Origin of the sequence: Flavobacterium qiangtangense, from assembly GCF_042658345.1 — a bacterium.
In the GTDB taxonomy this organism is placed as follows: domain Bacteria; phylum Bacteroidota; class Bacteroidia; order Flavobacteriales; family Flavobacteriaceae; genus Flavobacterium; species Flavobacterium qiangtangense.
Genome location: NZ_JBHSQB010000005.1, coordinates 260,890 through 276,956, shown reverse-complemented (window position 1 = coordinate 276,956; position 16,067 = coordinate 260,890). Strand labels below are relative to the sequence as shown.

17 protein-coding genes, 1 tRNA gene and 1 pseudogene are annotated in these 16,067 nt (G+C 35.3%); 9 read left to right on the top strand and 10 right to left on the bottom strand.

Annotation, left to right across the window (positions count from 1 at the left end; genetic code table 11):
• Window positions 1–40: 40 nt before the first annotated feature.
• The 4 genes from ACFPVY_RS06950 to ACFPVY_RS06935 all read right to left on the bottom strand — a co-directional run bounded on the left by ACFPVY_RS06950 (window position 41) and on the right by ACFPVY_RS06935 (window position 2,351).
• Window positions 41–547, bottom strand: coding sequence for a pyridoxamine 5'-phosphate oxidase family protein (locus ACFPVY_RS06950; protein WP_379791246.1), 507 nt, complete (start codon window positions 545–547; stop codon window positions 41–43).
• Between the two features lie 17 nt (window positions 548–564).
• Window positions 565–942: a SpoIIAA family protein gene (locus ACFPVY_RS06945; RefSeq protein ID WP_379791245.1), complete on the bottom strand. Its 378-nt coding sequence runs from the start codon at window positions 940–942 to the stop codon at window positions 565–567.
• Window positions 943–1,166: 224 nt separating this feature from the next.
• Window positions 1,167–1,658 carry a GNAT family N-acetyltransferase gene (locus ACFPVY_RS06940; protein WP_379791244.1) on the bottom strand — a complete coding sequence of 164 codons (492 nt, stop codon included), beginning with the start codon at window positions 1,656–1,658 and terminating at the stop codon, window positions 1,167–1,169.
• Window positions 1,659–2,351: a DUF421 domain-containing protein gene (locus ACFPVY_RS06935; RefSeq protein ID WP_379791243.1), complete on the bottom strand. Its 693-nt coding sequence runs from the start codon at window positions 2,349–2,351 to the stop codon at window positions 1,659–1,661. It lies immediately after the preceding gene.
• Between the two features lie 153 nt (window positions 2,352–2,504).
• Between ACFPVY_RS06935 and ACFPVY_RS06930 the strand changes: the two genes are divergently transcribed.
• The 4 genes and pseudogenes from ACFPVY_RS06930 to ACFPVY_RS06915 all read left to right on the top strand — a co-directional run bounded on the left by ACFPVY_RS06930 (window position 2,505) and on the right by ACFPVY_RS06915 (window position 5,159).
• Window positions 2,505–3,053, top strand: coding sequence for a type 1 glutamine amidotransferase domain-containing protein (locus ACFPVY_RS06930; protein WP_379791242.1), 549 nt, complete (start codon window positions 2,505–2,507; stop codon window positions 3,051–3,053).
• 141 nt (window positions 3,054–3,194) lie between these two features.
• Window positions 3,195–3,425 (top strand): annotated as a pseudogene (locus ACFPVY_RS06925) (DUF3667 domain-containing protein); the annotation flags it as partial.
• 60 nt (window positions 3,426–3,485) lie between these two features.
• Window positions 3,486–4,148 (top strand): hypothetical protein, encoded by a 663-nt coding sequence (locus tag ACFPVY_RS06920; RefSeq protein ID WP_379791319.1) that lies wholly within the window; start codon window positions 3,486–3,488, stop codon window positions 4,146–4,148.
• Between the two features lie 9 nt (window positions 4,149–4,157).
• Window positions 4,158–5,159, top strand: a complete 1,002-nt coding sequence (locus ACFPVY_RS06915; RefSeq protein WP_379791241.1) for a M28 family metallopeptidase — start codon at window positions 4,158–4,160, stop codon at window positions 5,157–5,159.
• A 46-nt stretch (window positions 5,160–5,205) separates the two neighbouring features.
• Here ACFPVY_RS06915 and ACFPVY_RS06910 read toward each other — a convergent pair whose 3' ends face one another.
• From ACFPVY_RS06910 to ACFPVY_RS06885, 6 genes are all read right to left on the bottom strand, one after another.
• Window positions 5,206–5,535, bottom strand: a complete 330-nt coding sequence (locus tag ACFPVY_RS06910; RefSeq protein WP_379791240.1) for a YegP family protein — start codon at window positions 5,533–5,535, stop codon at window positions 5,206–5,208.
• Window positions 5,536–5,642: 107 nt separating this feature from the next.
• The gene (locus ACFPVY_RS06905) at window positions 5,643–5,897 is read right to left on the bottom strand and encodes a hypothetical protein (RefSeq protein ID WP_379791239.1); all 255 of its coding nucleotides are present in this window, start codon (window positions 5,895–5,897) and stop codon (window positions 5,643–5,645) included.
• Window positions 5,898–6,019: 122 nt separating this feature from the next.
• Window positions 6,020–6,093, bottom strand: a tRNA-His gene (locus ACFPVY_RS06900).
• A gap of 64 nt (window positions 6,094–6,157) precedes the next feature.
• A complete protein-coding gene (gene bshB1, locus ACFPVY_RS06895) occupies window positions 6,158–6,874 on the bottom strand; it encodes a bacillithiol biosynthesis deacetylase BshB1 (protein WP_379791238.1) in 717 nt (238 codons plus the stop codon).
• A 41-nt stretch (window positions 6,875–6,915) separates the two neighbouring features.
• Window positions 6,916–7,977 (bottom strand): isochorismate synthase, encoded by a 1,062-nt coding sequence (locus ACFPVY_RS06890; protein WP_379791237.1) that lies wholly within the window; start codon window positions 7,975–7,977, stop codon window positions 6,916–6,918.
• 1 nt (window position 7,978) lies between these two features.
• Window positions 7,979–8,404: a PaaI family thioesterase gene (locus ACFPVY_RS06885; protein WP_379791236.1), complete on the bottom strand. Its 426-nt coding sequence runs from the start codon at window positions 8,402–8,404 to the stop codon at window positions 7,979–7,981.
• 188 nt (window positions 8,405–8,592) lie between these two features.
• Here ACFPVY_RS06885 and ACFPVY_RS06880 point away from each other — a divergent pair, with 188 nt between their 5' ends.
• From ACFPVY_RS06880 to ACFPVY_RS06860, 5 genes are all read left to right on the top strand, one after another.
• On the top strand, window positions 8,593–10,125 hold the full coding sequence (locus ACFPVY_RS06880; RefSeq protein ID WP_379791235.1) for a hypothetical protein: 1,533 nt from the start codon (window positions 8,593–8,595) through the stop codon (window positions 10,123–10,125).
• Window positions 10,126–10,200: 75 nt separating this feature from the next.
• Window positions 10,201–10,860 carry a DUF1579 domain-containing protein gene (locus ACFPVY_RS06875; protein WP_379791234.1) on the top strand — a complete coding sequence of 220 codons (660 nt, stop codon included), beginning with the start codon at window positions 10,201–10,203 and terminating at the stop codon, window positions 10,858–10,860.
• A 231-nt stretch (window positions 10,861–11,091) separates the two neighbouring features.
• Complete coding sequence (purL, locus tag ACFPVY_RS06870) at window positions 11,092–14,817, top strand: phosphoribosylformylglycinamidine synthase (RefSeq protein WP_379791233.1); 3,726 nt, start codon at window positions 11,092–11,094, stop codon at window positions 14,815–14,817.
• A 52-nt stretch (window positions 14,818–14,869) separates the two neighbouring features.
• Window positions 14,870–15,259, top strand: a complete 390-nt coding sequence (locus tag ACFPVY_RS06865; protein ID WP_379791232.1) for a ribosomal maturation YjgA family protein — start codon at window positions 14,870–14,872, stop codon at window positions 15,257–15,259.
• Window positions 15,260–15,310: 51 nt separating this feature from the next.
• The gene (locus ACFPVY_RS06860) at window positions 15,311–16,063 is read left to right on the top strand and encodes a DUF3667 domain-containing protein (RefSeq protein ID WP_379791231.1); all 753 of its coding nucleotides are present in this window, start codon (window positions 15,311–15,313) and stop codon (window positions 16,061–16,063) included.
• Window positions 16,064–16,067: the final 4 nt, after the last annotated feature.

Sequence of the window (16,067 nt, the reverse complement as noted above, 5' to 3'; positions counted from 1 at the left end):
CTGGTTTCTCAGAAGCTTTTCTTATAGAAAATATAAAATACTACACTGATAATTTTCCTTCGATTCCGTCGTCAAGCGGTTTTCCGATTACGGCTCCGACTGCGATTTTTAGTAATGAAACTACTTTTCCACTTTTGGTATCCCAATAATAAGTGTAATCAGGTTGAACACGAATTACTGTCAGATTTGGATCGTCTTTTCCTTCGCTGAACCACGCTTTTGCAATTGGGCTCCATTTGTCTTCAATTGTCGACTTATCTTTGTAGATGTATGCTTTTCCGAAAACATTCAAATATTCGTTGCTTGAATTTTTTGCAAAAAGCAACTGAACATTTTCGTCTTGTTTTATATCGAAATTTTTATCGGAATCGGCGCCGCTTAAAAACCAGATATTTCCAAATTCATCAACTTCCTGAATGCTCATTGGTCGCGTGGAAAACGGAACGTGTGTCAAATCTGTACAAAACATGCAAACTCTGATATCTTCAGCCAATTTTTTTAATTTGGCAATCGCTTCTTCGTTGTTTAAATTTTTTAAATCTCCCATAATATCTTTTTTGGTGGTTAATCTTCTACTTCAATTTTCTCGGATGTCCAGTCGATGGCGCGTTCCAAATCATTTTTTTGAAAAACTTTAAATTCGCCAGGCATCACTTTGCTGAATACCGCAGTGAATTTGTCAACCGTTTCTGAATCAGAAATGATTGCAGCGCGGTTCCATTTTGTGATGTTTTTGATTCCGAGCAAAGCGTCTTCCCACCACGCTCCTACTGTAAATTCAGACGGTGGCGTATCAAGAAACAGCATATAATTTAACTTTCCTGTTTTGTCAACAAGTTGTTCGACTTTTTTGTGAACGATTTCGAAATCATCCTTTGAGACTTCGCCGCTCGCTCGAAAACCGACCATATTATCGGGTAAATTTTTAATTTGCTCTATCATAACATTGAGTATTTTTTTGGTTGTCACTCAAAGTTAGTTTTATAAATAGAGAATTATGTTATTGATTTTGAGAGAAGATTTATATAATTAAGACATAAAATTTGAATTTGTGATTTACTATATAAGGTATTGTAGGTCATTTAAGTTTGTCTTCTGATAAATTTGAATGAAATTTGAATGAAATTTGAATTGTATGGATTTTGATGAATTTGAATATGTTAAATCTAAATTTTTTTCTCCATGATATAATCTTCCATCAAATAGCCGTTTCCGATGTTGATGTCTTCTTCACCTACTTTTTCAAAGCCAATTTTTGTGTAGAAATGTATCGCTTCGTTAAAACGATTTACGTTCAAGGAAAGAAATTCTTGTTTGTTATTTTTCGCTTTTTCAGAAATGTAATAAATCATTTTTTTTCCGATACCGCTTCCTTGTGTTTCAGGAAGAATGTAGATTTTATGGATTTTTGTTTTCGGCTCATTTTGATAATCAAATTCATAGGAAGCAAATCCTAAAAAATTGCCGTCTTCTTCTGCAATTATAAAATGATGATTCTTAGTTTCAGCTTGGTTTTTCAAAGCTTCTAAGTCATACATCATCGAAAACATATATTGAATTTGTTCTGAAGAAAGAATCGGGCCATACGTTACCGGCCACGTTTTTCCGGCAATATCTTGAATCGCTTTATAGTTGTCTGTTGGAGAAATTGTGATCATTTATGCTATTCTTGTTGTGTTAATGGCTTTAACCCACTCGCCTTTTCCGCATCGTTCGCACGTCGCAGTTCCTGAATTTAACTCCTGCGTGTGTGCGCAAAATGTGCAAGCGTGAATTCCGTTTTCTTGAATGGTTTTGCTTTTTTGTTCAAATAATTGTGGCAAGATAGGTAATCCGAATTTTACATCTTCATCAGAATAATAAAAAACGCTGACTTCGCCCGAAGTTTCTAAGTAGGCATTTCTGACTTGTCCCAAATGTTCTACAGAATTCACTCTTAATTCCGAAAAAAACTCATCTTGCGCCAAGCCTTCTTTTTCAAAAGTATCGATCGAAAATTTTCCTTCTTGAATAAGACATTCGGTTTTTCCTTCGACCAATTGTTCGAACCACTTGAATTTTCCGGTAAGCATTGTTACAAATCGATACAGCAAAATAATTACGGCGAAGACCGTTACTGCCGGAATTATGCCCACATCTTCATAAAACATTGGATCTCCAGCTGCGGAACCCAAAGCTATGATGATCACGGTTTCGAATATTGAAAGTTGTTTTACGCCACGTTTTCCGGTAAATCTGAGTGTGATTAACAAAACGATAAACATCACAACCGATCGAAAAACAACTTCGAATAAAAATTCAAAAGGATGATCATTTATTAAAACGCGTTGCCACTCAAAAATATCGTGCATAATTTTTTTCTTAGAATATTTATTGAAATTACGAATTTCTAAAAATCCTTAACAAACATTAAGACAACTTTAGTACTGCATTAAAAGTTCAAGCTTTTTTGTTGTCGTAACTTTATAATAACCAACAGAATATTATAATTTAAACCAAACATTATGACTAAGAAAGTAGCGATTTTAGCAACTAACGGATTCGAAGAAAGCGAATTAAAATCCCCTAAAGAACATTTGGAACAACAAGGCTGGACGGCAGATATTGTAAGCTTAAAAAGTGGAAAAATCAAAAGTTGGGCTGACGGAAATTGGGGAAAAGAATATGATGTAAACAAAACGCTTGACGAAGTTTCATCAAAAGATTATCACGCATTGGTTTTGCCTGGAGGCGTTATCAATCCTGATTTATTGCGAAGAGAAGAAAAAGCAATTTCATTCGTGAAAGACTTTTTCGACGAGAAAAAACCGGTAGCGGCCATTTGCCACGGACCACAAATTCTTGTCAATGCCGATGTTCTTGAAGGCAGAAATGTGACGTCTTTTTTCTCTGTGAAAGAAGATTTGATCAACGCCGGAGCAACTTGGACAGATGAAGAAGTGGTTGTTGACAACGGTTTAGTTACCAGCAGAAATCCTGACGATCTTCCCGCATTTAATAAAAAAATGGTGGAAGAGATTAAGGAAGGCAAACACGAGTTACAATCACGTTAATTTAGAGTTAGTTGTAATTCATGCGTAAGGCTTCGACACTAAGGTGACGAGGCCTTACTTTTTTGTGCAAAATTCTTACTGTTTTGCCTCATTTTCCCTTAAAATTTAATAGTTTTAGCATCTTAAAATCTGAAGCTTAAAATGGGACACGGCAAAATAAGAATTGATAAAACCTGCTTGAACTGCAATTATGTGGTTGAAAATAAATTTTGCCCCAACTGTGGCCAGCAAAACACAGAAACGCGCCAATCTTTTCATTATTTATTTACCCATTTTGTGGAAGATTTGACTCATTATGATGGAAGTTTTTGGAAAACGATTAAAGCGCTATTGTTTAAGCCCGGAAGACTTACGAAGGAATATCTCGAAGGAAAACGATTAAAATATGTTCCGCCGGTAAAGTTGTATATTTTTATAAGTTTTGTAACTTTTTTGATTCCAAATATACTTCCGGAATATTCTTTTGTTGAAGAACCAAATCCTAAATCGAAAACCGAATCTCAAGAAATAACCCAGGACAAAATAGCTTCTAAAGGTATTTCAGTAAATAATGGCCCAGAACTTACTAATTTAAAACAGCTCGATTCTATTCAAAATAGTGCAACTAAGGAAAAAAAGCTGTCTGGTCTGGAATATTATATCTATAAATATGCTTTAAAAAATGCAGGGGATAAAAAATCGCAGGAACAAGTTAAAGAAAACCTGAAGCACAACATTCCAAAAGTATTATTTCTTTACATGCCACTTTTTGCATTTTTTGTATGGCTTTTTCATGGCAAAAAACGATGGTATTATTTTGATAGCGGGGTTTTTACTTTACACTATTTTGCATCTTTACTACTTCTTTTTACCGTTAGTACTGTTTTAGATTGGCTTTTTGCGCTTGTTTATTTAGGTGATACCATTTCAGCTTTAATAGGAATAGCTACAGTTTCCTATGCTTTCTTTTATTTTTTTAGAGCACACAGCACTTTTTTTGGGGAGAAAAAATACATTTCTCGTTTAAAAGGTTTAATTTTATTTATCATAAACGTTTTCTTAATTTCATTTCTTTCAGTTGCATTGCTGGCATACACAGTATATACGACTCACTAATTTACTTCTATGAAAAAATCACTAATAACCGGATTCGTTCTTTCGCTATTTTTAGCGAGCTGTTCTTCGGTAAAACCAAATAAATATTTAGAAACCATTTCGGCTGACGAATTAAAAACACACCTTTATATTGTGGCTTCCGATGAAATGGAAGGAAGAAATACCGGCGAACCCGGACAGAAAAAAGCGGGAAAATATTTGATTTCTCAATATGAAAAAATGGGTATTTCATATCCAAAAGAAGGAAACGGCTGGTATCAAAAAGTTCCTTCTGAATTTATGACACGCGCATTTTCCCCAAAATTAGGCGATTCAGAAAACATTTGGGCTTACATCGAAGGTTCTGAAAAACCAGAAGAAGTAATTGTAATTTCTGCGCATTATGATCACGTGGGAATGAAAAATGGCGAAGTATATAACGGCGCCGATGACGACGGTTCTGGAACTGTGGCCTTGCTGGAGATTGCCAAAGCATTTCAACAAGCAAAAAAAGAAGGACACGGACCAAAGCGTTCGATTTTGTTTTTGCACGTAACCGGAGAAGAACACGGTTTGCACGGTTCGAGATATTATTCTGAAAATCCGTTGTTTCCTTTGAAAAATACGGTTGTAGATTTAAATATTGACATGATTGGCCGTCGTGATGACCTTCATAAAGATAACGGAAATTATGTCTATCTAATTGGTTCTGACCGATTGAGCAGTGATTTACATGCAATTTCTGAAAAAGCAAATAAAGATTATACCAAATTGACTTTAGACTATAAATTCAATGATAGAAATGATCCAGAAAAGATTTACTTCCGTTCTGATCATTATAATTTTGCAAAAAAAGGAATTCCTTCGTTATTTTATTACAACGGTTCTCATGCAGATTATCACAAAGCTAGTGATACTCCTGATAAAATTGAATATGATTTATTGCAAAAAAGAGCACAATTGGTTTTTGCAACAGCTTGGGAATTGGCGAATCGTGCTGAAAGAATAAAAGTCGATCGCGATGGAAAATAAAACAAAAAGCTCCGAATTTCTTCGGAGCTTTTTTTATGCGTATTTTTTATAATTCTTCTTTTGTTTCTGCTTCTGGAGCATTTTTCTTTACAGATTCAATTCCGTTATCTCTTCCTGAAGCAGAAGCATACATTTGGCTTGAACCAATAATTTGACCGTTTGTCGCTTTTAGGTTGAAAAACATTCTTCCGTCTTTCGCTTCCAATTTATCAAATTTTGAATCATCTTGAGAATTTCTCTTAACCGATTCAATACCGTTTAGGCAATTTGCCTTGCTAGAATATCCTTCGCTTGAAAGAATAACTTCGCCATTTCCTGCTTTTAATACAAATTGAAATTCGTCATTCTTTCTTTTAGTAACCAAAAATGTACCCATAAAATTAAAATTAAGTGTTTATAATATTGACATATTTCATTCCATACGGAATATTTTGCCAAACTAAACAAATAATTTGAATTTTATAACATTTAAGAATTATTTTTTTAAGAATTTAAATTTTCATCTTTTACAATTTGAATTTTTCCTAGTTCTACTGAATCGTGTTGCACCAATAAAATTCCAAAAATATTAATTGGGATTTCAATTTCTTCATCAGACTTTTTGATTTCCTCAATAATAGCTTGATAATTCATCGGATTTAGAATGATTGAATCTCCTTTATTGATTTTATGATCAAAAATATAATCTCTTAGTGACTTGAAAGAAATGGCGCTTCCTATAAAAATTTGCTTTGACATAGTGTTTGTTTTTATTACTAATTTAATCAATATCGGCTTGAGAAGCATTTGATTTAAGTTTTAATTAGCAAAAATAAGCGCAAAAAAAAAGCTTCAGATTTCTCTGAAGCTTTGTAAAAATGGGTGGCTGACCGGGTTCGAACCGGCGACCCTCGGCACCACAAACCAATACTCTAACCAGCTGAGCTACAACCACCATTTGTTTAACGAGTGCAAATATACTGCAAAAACTGATTTCTGCAAATAAAAATTTCAAAAATTTACACTAAATCTCCTAAGCTATTGACTGCCAAATATCTTTCAACAGTAAAACCTTCTGCATATTCTGAATTTATGAGTCGTCCAAGGTCTTGAGCCCTGTATAATATGCTATCTTGGAAGTTTTTTGTAGCAATTGGCGTCGTCGGTTCGTCAGAATTTGGATCAAAAAACTGCGATTTATAAGCCATTAACGATTCCACTTTTTTATCCATGAAACCAGTAACATCCACAACAAAGTCGGGTTTTAAGTCTTTCCATTGAATATAATGATAAACTAACTTTGGTCGCCAAGCGTCTTGATAACTTCCGTCAAATTGTGTTTCAATCTTAATTAATCCCGAAAGAAAACAAGCGTCAGAAACTAATTTGCTTCCTTTTCCGTGATCGATATGACGGTCGTCGATTGCGTTGCAAATCACAATTTCTGGACGATATTTTCTGATCATTTTGATGACTTCCAATTGATGTTTTTCATCATTAACAAAAAAACCATCGCGCATTGCCAGATTTTCTCTAACAGAAACTCCCAAAACTTCTCCTGCATTTTTCGCTTCTTCGTCTCTAATTTCTGCGGTGCCGCGCGTCCCTAATTCGCCTCGAGTTAAATCAACAATTCCCACTTTTTTACCAAGTGAAACTTCTTTTGCAATTGTTGCGCCGCAACCCAATTCAACATCGTCAGGATGTGCGCCAAAAAATAATATATCTAATTTCATTTTGTTTGTTTAGTTTAAAGATAAGCAGAAATTTTTCGGCGTTATCTCAGTATTTTTTTCATTGTCAACGACTTATTAACCGTCTCAAAAAATTCTTTTTCAGGATTGCTGTCCTTTGTAATGCCACAACCTATGAAAAGATTTGCCGTTTTTTCTTCAATTTTCATACATCTTAAATTGACAAATAAATCGGATTTTTCTGTTTCATTTTTTGCGAAATCTTTATTCAGTTCGCCCAAAAATCCGGCATAATATTCTCTATCGTAACCTTCGTTTTTAAGTATAAATTCTTTTGCTTCTTTCTTCGGAAGTCCGCAAACGGCTGGCGTTGGGTGCAAAATCTTCAGCACTTTTTTGACGTCTTTCTTATCCTTTAAAGTTGCCGAAATATCTGTTTTAATGTGCACAATATTTCCAGCTTTGAAAGTGTAAGGCTCTGTAAAAGTTTTGGAAGAAACAAATTCGCTTAAATTATCTAGAATAAAATCAGTCACAAATTGCTGTTCTTCTTTTTCCTTATTTTCCCACGTAATTTTGCCTTCTTTAAAAACTTGGGTTCCGGCCAAAGCAACTGTTTTTATTTCGTTTGAATTTACTTTCAAAAGCTGTTCTGGAGTCGCACCGAGCCACAAACCTACTTTTGGATGGAAAAAGCAATATTTAAAAGCCGTTGGATAACTCGAAACTAATTTTTGGAATAAATAAATTATATCCGCATTTTCAACGGAAACTGCTTCGGTTCTAGACAAAACTACTTTTTGAAAACTTTCTGAATTAATAGCGTCAATTCCTTTTTGAACCAAATTCTCGAAATTTCCTTTGGCTTCATTATTTATTTCCGAATCAAAAATTGAAGCATTTTCAACATCAATAGTTTCAAAATTTTCCACGAAAACATCTGAATTATTTTCTGGAATTAACACAAGTTTTTCTCCATCAAAAGAGGTAAAAACAAATCCGGTTTCTGTGAAATCTTCGGTAAAATTTAAAGTTGCATCTTTTTGGAAAACACCAACAATCTTGGCTTCATTTGGCTTGGAATAAATCACGAAAGGCAATTTTTCCTGTAAATATTTAGTAGCTTTTTGAAGTAATTCTGACATCTTATTTCGTTCTATCCAATACAATATTAGTGATCTTGCAAAGCGAAATCAAAAGGTCATTTTCGTCTGTAATTCGAACTTCCCAAAGATGCACCATTCTGCCTTTGTGGATGATTTTTGCGGTTCCATAAACCATTCCAGCACGTTTGCTTTTCACGTGATTTGCAGAAATTTCAATGCCTCTCACTTCTTGTTTTTCAGGATCGATGAACATTAGCGAAGCCGCACTTCCCACGCTTTCGGCCAATGCAACCGAAGCGCCACCGTGCAACAATCCCATTGGTTGGTGAACCCTTGGATTTACTGGCATTTGGGCTTTTAAGAACCCGTCTCCAGCGTCAATAAATTCGATTTCTAAAGTCTCCATCAGCGTGTTTTGGCACCACTTTTTGCAGTTTTCAAGCATTGTATTTTTATCGATTGCCATTCTGTTTATTTATATTTTCCAAAATTACGGAAAAATACTGCGTAATAAGTTTTGTGATCTATAGAAAAAAGTTAAAACGAACACACTAATTTTAACATTTTGAAGTTTAAGCTAAAGCAAATTCTGATTTTTGAGATTAAGTCAAATCCAAATCAGATTTTTACTATTTTTACCAAAATTCAAAACCGATGCGTAATTCTATATTTTTCCTTTTTATTGTATTTGCTATTTCATTGACTTCGTGTCGAGAAGATTTTGATTTTGAACAAAGTTCCGGAAACCTAGAATTTTCTAGGGATACAGTTTATTTGGATACCGTTTTTACGAATATAGGATCCAGCACATACCGTTTAAAAGTCTATAATCGAAGTAATAAAGACATCAGTATTCCTACGATTAAATTAGGCCGAAGCGACTCAAAATACAGAATGATGATCGACGGAGCACAAGGAATCGACGGAAAAACATTCAATAATGTAGAACTTTTGGCAAAAGACAGCCTGTTTATTTTCATAGAAACCACAATCGATTACAACGAATTTGCTGGTGCTGACGCGCAGTTTTTATATACCGATCAAATTCAGTTTGATGCCGGAAGCAATCTGCAAACCGTGGAATTGGTGACTTTAGTGAAAGACGCTTATTTTATTTATCCAAATCGTGTGAATGGCGTTTATGAAGCCGTGGATTTTGGTCAAGACGAAAATGGCGCGACAACGCAAATCATAGGCAGAACGCTTCAGGAAAACCATCCTGTGAACGGCGATGAATTTAATTGGAACAATGATAAACCTTATGTAATTTATGGTTATGCATCAGTTCCCGCAGACAAAACGTTGAACATAAATGCCGGTGCCAGAATACATTTTCACGCTGATTCTGGAATTATTGTTCAAGATGGCGGTTCGTTAAAAATTAACGGAAGTCAATCGACGACTGAAGCTTTAGAAAATGAAGTGATTTTGGAAGGAGATCGCTTGGAATCTGCTTTTTCAGACGTTCCTGGTCAATGGGGATTTATTTATTTGCGCCAAGGAAGCAAGGAACATTCAGTCACAAATCTGACTTTAAAAAATGCGACAATCGGATTTTTACTTTTTGGAAATAACGGTTTGGAAAACCCAACGGCTGATTTGACACTAGAAAACGTACAAATTTATAATTCGGCAAACTCAGGAATTTTGTCACAAGGAGGTTATATTTCCGGAAAAAATGTAGTTATAAATTATGCTGGATCATCTGCTCTATATTGCAATTTAGGAGGAAAATACAACTTCACACATTCGACTTTTAATAACAATTGGTCAGGAACAAATAAATTTGCTTTGCGAATTGATAATTACATTAATCAAGGCGAAACGACATATCCTTTAATAGATACCAAATTTGAAAACTGCATTATTTATAGTACAAATCAAAACGGTTTGGCTTTAGATTATGAAGATGACGGACAGCCTTTTTCTCCGATTTTCAGCAAATGTATCATCAAATTGAGTACTTCGTCAAATGTCACCAATAATCCGCTTTATGCATTTATGGCTGACGAAACCAATATTACAAGAGAAAATCCAAGGTTTCTCAATGCCAACCAAAATAATTTGATGATTGGAGAAGATTCTGCTGCGAGAAATTTTGGAAATAATTTAGGTGGAAACGATATCAAAGGAAATTTGCGAACAACGACTCCAGATGTTGGCGCTTACAATTACATTCCTGAATAAATCAACAATTTCATTTTCAGTTATTTAATTGATTTATTTTGTAAATTTGGTTGAACAATCAAAACAAAATAAATCATGAAAACAACTTATTTGTATTTAGGCGCGCTGATGCTGTGCTTTGCTTCTTGCAAAAAAGAAGTGAAAATCGAAGAAAAAACGGTTATCGAAGCTGACACAGTTCCAGAAGTTACGACTACGACTGAAACTCCTGAAGCTCCAATGGATTCTGTAGCAATGCAGAAAGCTTGGGAAGAATATGCAACCCCAACAGAACCGCACAAACGAATGGCTTCTGAAGCTGGAACTTGGAACGAAGAATTGACTTTTTGGATGGGTCCCGACGATAAAAATCCTCAGAAATACACGGCAACTGCAGATGTAAAAATGATTTTAGGCGGCAGATACCAAGAGCAAAAACACAAAGGAAAAGTAATGGGAATGGACTTTGAAGGCGTTTCAACTATGGCTTTCAACAATGCTTCGCAAGAATATACTTCTACTTGGATTGACAATATGGCGACCGGAATGATGATTGCCACAGGAAAATTTGATCCTTCTTCAAAATCAACAACTTTCAGCGGAGAAATGGTTGATCCAATGACTAAAAAATCTAAAAAATACAGACAAGTCGTTACTATAATTGACAATGACACGCAAAAAATGGAATCTTTTGACACTTCGCCTGACGGAAAAGAATTCAAATCAATGGAAATCTTGATGAAACGCAAAAAATAATTCTTTGTAAATAAGTTTTTCTCTAGCCAAGAATTATACGAATTTTCGCGACTTTATTGGTGAAAATTAGTGTAATTCTTGGCTATTATTTTTTACCAACTGCTACTTTTTTTTGTCCCAATTTATTTTTCGACTTTCAACTTTATGACTTTCCAATTTCTGACTTTAAAACTTTTGACTTTAAACTTTTTGAACTAAATTTGCACCACAACAACAACTAAAATAAACACAATGATTCATTTCTTCGGAAACGAAAGCAACACCGTTTTTGCAGTTCAAACGAATCCCGAAGTTTCGGGAGAGCTTTCGGCAGAAAATATCTCAAAATTAAACTGGCTTTTTGGCAACACACATAAAATAGAAAAATCCGTCCTTGCGGATTTTTTTGTTGGTCCTCGTGCCGCAATGATTACTCCTTGGAGTACGAATGCTGTTGAGATTACACAAAATATGGCCATCGACGGTATTATTAGAATTGAAGAATTTCAAAAAGTTACTGAAGCTTTTTCTGATTTTGACCCGATGCTTTCTCAGAAATACGTTGCATTAAACCAAGAAATTTATACTATAAATATTCAACCTGAACCAATTCTTGAAATTGAAGATATTGCATCTTTTAATGCGAAAGAAGGTTTGGCTTTAAGCAAAGAGGAAGTAGAATATTTAGATAATTTGGCTAAAAAATTAGGCCGAAAACTAACAGATTCAGAAGTTTTTGGATTTTCTCAAGTAAATTCAGAACACTGCCGTCACAAGATTTTCAACGGAACTTTTGTGATTGACGGCGAAGAAAAACCTTCTTCCCTATTCAAATTAATCAAGAAAACATCGGCTGAAAATCCGAACGATATTGTTTCGGCTTATAAAGATAATGTGGCTTTTGTAAAAGGGCCGAGAGTACAGCAATTTGCACCAAAATCAGCTGACAAACCAGATTTTTACGAAACTAAAGATTTTGATTCGGTAATTTCGCTTAAAGCGGAAACCCATAATTTCCCAACAACGGTTGAACCTTTCAACGGAGCTGCAACCGGTTCTGGTGGAGAAATTCGCGACCGTTTGGCTGGTGGACAAGGTTCATTGCCATTGGCTGGAACTGCAGTTTATATGACTTCGTATTCTCGTTTGGAAGAAAATCGTCCTTGGGAAGAAGCCATGAACGAAAGAAAATGGTTGTACCAAACACCGATGGATATTTTGATCAAGGCTTCAAACGGAGCTTCTGATTTTGGAAATAAATTCGGTCAGCCTTTGATTACAGGTTCGATTTTGACTTTCGAACACGATGAAAAAGCGTCAAATACTAACTCTGACAGGGTTTCAAACCCTGTCAGAGTTGAAGAAAATCGAAAACTTGGTTACGATAAAGTAATCATGCTTGCCGGTGGAATTGGTTACGGAAAACTAAATCAAGCCATTAAGCAAAAACCAAAAGAAGGCGATAAGATTGTTATTTTAGGCGGAGAAAATTACAGAATTGGTATGGGCGGTGCTGCGGTTTCTTCAGCAGATACAGGTGCTTTTAATTCTGGAATTGAATTGAATGCCATCCAGCGTTCGAATCCTGAAATGCAAAAACGTGCTGCAAACGCCATCCGTGGATTGGTGGAAAGCGACGAAAACCCAATTGTTTCGATTCACGATCATGGTGCTGGTGGACATTTGAACTGTCTTTCAGAATTGGTGGAAGAAACGGGCGGTTTGATTGATTTGGATAAATTGCCTGTTGGCGATCCAACTTTATCAGCAAAAGAAATTGTGGGTAACGAATCTCAGGAAAGAATGGGATTGGTGATCGGTCAGAAAGATATTGAAACTCTACAAAAAATTGCTGATCGTGAGCGTTCGCCGATGTATCAAGTGGGTGACGTGACCGGAAATCACCGTTTTACTTTTGAATCAAAAACTACGGGTGCAAAACCAATGGATTTTGCTTTGGAAGATATGTTCGGAAGTTCTCCAAAAGTCGTGATGAACGATACTACGATTGATAGAAAATATACAGACTTAGACTATACGCAAGAAAACTTTAAAAATTATCTTGACCAAGTATTGCAATTGGAAGCTGTTGCTTGTAAGGACTGGCTGACCAACAAAGTTGACCGTTGCGTTGGTGGAAAAGTTGCGAAACAACAATGTACTGGTCCGTTGCAATTGCCTTTGAATAACGTTGGTGTGATGGCATTGGATTATTTAGGAAAAGAAGGTGTTGCCACGACTGTTGGCCACTCGCCTATTGCTTCGTTGATTGATCCTGCAGCTGGAAGCCGAACTGCAATTGCAGAATCATTGTCAAACATTATCTGGGCTCCGATTAAGGACGGTTTGAAAGGCGTTTCGCTTTCGGCCAACTGGATGTGGGCTTGTAAAAATGAAGGCGAAGATGCTCGTTTGTATGAAGCCGTTCAAAGCTGTTCTGACTTTGCTATTGAATTGGGAATCAACATTCCGACAGGAAAAGATTCACTATCTATGAAACAGAAATATCCTGATGGAGACGTGATTGCTCCTGGAACGGTGATTATTTCTGCAGGCGGAAATTGTACCTATATTCAAAAAGTGGTGGAACCCGTTTTAAAGAAAAACGGAGGAAATATTTATTACATTAACCTTTCTCAAGACGATTTCAAATTAGGAGGTTCTTCTTTCGCTCAGGTTTTGAATAAGATTGGAACCGAAGTTCCTACGATTAAAAACGGAGCAAATTTCAAGAATACGTTCAACGTAATTCAAGATTTGATTAAAGCCGGTAAAATCCAAGCGGGACACGACATTGGAAGCGGTGGTTTGATTACCACTTTATTGGAAATGTGTTTTGCTGATGTGAATTTGGCCGCTGATTACGACTTGAGTGCATTAAGCGAAAGCGATACCATAAAAGTTTTATTTTCAGAAAATATCGGAATTGTTTTCCAAGCAGATGCTTCGGTTGAAACTGTTCTGAATGAAAATAATGTGGCGTTCTTCAACATCGGAAAAGTAAAAGAAGGCGATACTGTTACTATTAAAAACGGAAATCAAAATCTTTCGATTGATGTGACAGAAGCTAGAGATACTTGGTACAAAACTTCGTATTTATTAGACCGAAAACAATCGGGTGAATTGAAAGCCAAGGAACGTTTTGATAATTTCAAAAACCAACCTTTGCGTTTTGAATTCCCAAGTCACTTTACAGGAAAAAAACCAATTGTTGATTTTTCTAAACCAAGACCAAAAGCAGCAATTATTCGTGAAAAAGGAAGTAATTCTGAACGAGAAATGGCAAATGCAATGTATCTCGCAGGTTTTGACGTAAAAGATGTCCACATGACCGACTTGATTTCAGGCCGTGAAACTTTAGAAGATATTCAGTTCATCGGAGCGGTTGGAGGTTTCTCCAATTCAGATGTTTTGGGTTCTGCAAAAGGTTGGGCTGGAGCATTTTTATACAATGAAAAAGCAAAAACGGCTTTGGATAATTTCTTCAAAAGAGAAGACACTTTGTCGGTTGGAATCTGCAACGGAGCACAATTGTTCATGGAATTGGAATTAATCAATCCAGAGCATGAAGTGCACGGAAAATTAAGACATAACGATTCTCACAAACACGAAAGTGGCTTTACATCGGTTTCTGTTTTAGAAAATAATTCGGTGATGTTGAGCACTTTGGCAGGAAGTACTCTAGGGGTTTGGATTTCGCACGGTGAAGGAAAATTCGACTTGCCTTACACGGAAGATAAATACAATGTTGTTGGAAAATACGGCTATGAAAACTATCCGGCCAACCCAAATGGATCGTTCTTCAACATTGCGATGATGTGTGATAAAACCGGAAGACATTTGGCGATGATGCCTCATATTGAACGTTCAACTTTCCAATGGAACTGGGCGAATTATCCTGAAGGCAGAAACGACGAAGTTTCACCGTGGCATGAAGCTTTTGTCAATGCCAGAAAATGGGTGGAGAACAAAAAATAGAATTATAAAAAAATCCTTTCAAAACGAAAGGATTTTTTATTTCTTTACACTCATGAAAACCAGAATTTTATATTTTTTCATCATTTGTCTTGTCATAATTCTTGGACTTTTATCAAGAAAATTAGATTTCGTTCCGCTTTTCATGGGAGACATTTTTTATGCGGTAATGATTTATTTCATAGTTCGTTTTTTTCTTTTAAAATCTGATTTAAAAATCATCACATTCATTTCAATAGTAACCTGTTACGGAGTTGAAATATTGCAATTATATCAAGCCAATTGGATTGTTGAAATTAGAAATACAACTTTTGGACATTTGGTTTTAGGACAAGGATTTTTGTGGAGCGATTTGCTGGCGTACACTTTCGGAATTATTCTTTGTTATATCGTAGAAAAATTTATTTTTAATAGCAGAATAGAGCGAAATATTATCAAAAAATAATTCAGATAATTCATTCACTTTCTTAAATTAGCGGTTTCACAATAATAATTTATGGAACATAATTGCTGCTTGAATTGTAACGAATCCACCGAAAAAAATTTCTGTTCAAATTGTGGACAGAAAAATGAAACACATCGAATTACTCTAAAACATTTTTTCTTACATGATGTACTTCATGGCGTTTGGCATTTAGAAAAAGGAATTTTGTTTACTTTAAAACAGGCGATGTTTAGACCCGGAAAAGCGGCGTTAGACTACATAAACGGAAAAAGAATCAGCTATTACAATGTATTTTATTTGATCCTTTTACTCACTGCATTCGGTATTTTTATCGAAAATATTTATGCAACTGCGACGGCTAATTACATATCGTATATTGAACCATCAGTGTCAAGTCCCGTGTTAGATATTTTAGGAAAATATGTGAAATTTTTTCTCTTTTTGGCAATTCCCGTCTATGCCTTTAACAGCTACCTATTATTTAATAAAAAGAAATATTTGTACAGCGAGCATCTGATTATTTTTGGAATGTATTTCTTAGGAATAATTTTGATTACGCTCTTTCAGAATATAATAATGTTTACGGAATTTGTTGAAAGTCTTGCTTTTATTGCTGATTGGAGTAGCGTTTTAGTCGCCTTTTTATTATTCCCTTATATTGTAAATGGACTTTACGGAGCCTTTGGTAAGAATTATACAAAAATTGGTTTTGCCTTGAGAACGGCTGCTTATATAATTTTAATGTTTCTGGAGTTGCGATTATTAGCAATAATTCTGAAATTTTATATTAAAAATTACCACTAAAAAA

Excerpts from the sequence above, each read along its gene's own strand:
- ACFPVY_RS06875 (WP_379791234.1), top strand. The coding sequence starts at position 10,201 with ATGAAAACAACTTATTTGTATTTAGGCGCGCTGATGCTGTGCTTTGCT.
- ACFPVY_RS06885 (WP_379791236.1), bottom strand. The coding sequence starts at position 8,404 with ATGGCAATCGATAAAAATACAATGCTTGAAAACTGCAAAAAGTGGTGC.
- ACFPVY_RS06945 (WP_379791245.1), bottom strand. The coding sequence starts at position 942 with ATGATAGAGCAAATTAAAAATTTACCCGATAATATGGTCGGTTTTCGA.
- ACFPVY_RS06880 (WP_379791235.1), top strand. The coding sequence starts at position 8,593 with ATGCGTAATTCTATATTTTTCCTTTTTATTGTATTTGCTATTTCATTG.
- purL (WP_379791233.1), top strand. The coding sequence starts at position 11,092 with ATGATTCATTTCTTCGGAAACGAAAGCAACACCGTTTTTGCAGTTCAA.
- ACFPVY_RS06905 (WP_379791239.1), bottom strand. The coding sequence starts at position 5,897 with ATGTCAAAGCAAATTTTTATAGGAAGCGCCATTTCTTTCAAGTCACTA.
- ACFPVY_RS06935 (WP_379791243.1), bottom strand. The coding sequence starts at position 2,351 with ATGCACGATATTTTTGAGTGGCAACGCGTTTTAATAAATGATCATCCT.
- ACFPVY_RS06865 (WP_379791232.1), top strand. The coding sequence starts at position 14,870 with ATGAAAACCAGAATTTTATATTTTTTCATCATTTGTCTTGTCATAATT.
- ACFPVY_RS06910 (WP_379791240.1), bottom strand. The coding sequence starts at position 5,535 with ATGGGTACATTTTTGGTTACTAAAAGAAAGAATGACGAATTTCAATTT.
- ACFPVY_RS06890 (WP_379791237.1), bottom strand. The coding sequence starts at position 7,977 with ATGTCAGAATTACTTCAAAAAGCTACTAAATATTTACAGGAAAAATTG.
- ACFPVY_RS06940 (WP_379791244.1), bottom strand. The coding sequence starts at position 1,658 with ATGATCACAATTTCTCCAACAGACAACTATAAAGCGATTCAAGATATT.
- ACFPVY_RS06930 (WP_379791242.1), top strand. The coding sequence starts at position 2,505 with ATGACTAAGAAAGTAGCGATTTTAGCAACTAACGGATTCGAAGAAAGC.
- ACFPVY_RS06950 (WP_379791246.1), bottom strand. The coding sequence starts at position 547 with ATGGGAGATTTAAAAAATTTAAACAACGAAGAAGCGATTGCCAAATTA.
- ACFPVY_RS06915 (WP_379791241.1), top strand. The coding sequence starts at position 4,158 with ATGAAAAAATCACTAATAACCGGATTCGTTCTTTCGCTATTTTTAGCG.
- bshB1 (WP_379791238.1), bottom strand. The coding sequence starts at position 6,874 with ATGAAATTAGATATATTATTTTTTGGCGCACATCCTGACGATGTTGAA.
- ACFPVY_RS06860 (WP_379791231.1), top strand. The coding sequence starts at position 15,311 with ATGGAACATAATTGCTGCTTGAATTGTAACGAATCCACCGAAAAAAAT.